The organism is Marinobacterium profundum (assembly GCF_001528745.1).
Classification (GTDB): Bacteria; Pseudomonadota; Gammaproteobacteria; order Pseudomonadales; family Balneatricaceae; genus Marinobacterium_A; species Marinobacterium_A profundum.
Genome location: NZ_BCNS01000071.1, coordinates 1 through 507, shown reverse-complemented (window position 1 = coordinate 507; position 507 = coordinate 1). Strand labels below are relative to the sequence as shown.

Below are 507 nucleotides of genomic sequence, written 5' to 3'. Positions count from 1 at the left end.
GGATGAGGTGTATCCGCTGGCAAGTATCAGCCCGCAGGAAGTGGTGTCGCTGGTATTGCACGGTTCCAAATCGGTGGCGCTGGGCGAGCACCTGTCGATCAATCCGCAGCCGACCCACCGCAGGGTTGAGATCGTCAACGGGCTGAAGCGCCATTCGGTGAATGTACGGCTTTAAACGCATACTTTGATCACTTTGCTCTAACATCCCCTTAGGCCCTTCGTTGCGCTCTGCAACCAAGGGCTCTTTCTTTTTCTGCCAGGTCTTAAAACTCTTCTTTGCTGTACTGCCGCTGGGGTGATTCTGCTATTAACCCGGCTTCGCAATACCGAATAGCTCCAAGCTGTGCTGTCGTAGGTGTACAAGCCTGGACACCGCGGGTTATTACAGATAGTGGCTTAGGGAAATGACCTCTCGCAATTCGCGGACTCTTTCGCAGATCGCTTCCTGATCTGCTGAACATTACCGCATTTAAAACACCAGCGACTGTTTTTTTAGGTGTCTTTAAA

1 protein-coding gene is annotated in these 507 nt (G+C 51.7%); it reads right to left on the bottom strand.

The window, feature by feature from the left end:
* Positions 1-263 precede the first annotated feature (263 nt).
* The coding region (locus MPRO_RS26145; RefSeq protein ID WP_216821227.1) for a hypothetical protein at positions 264-507 on the bottom strand (244 nt) is incomplete at its 5' end.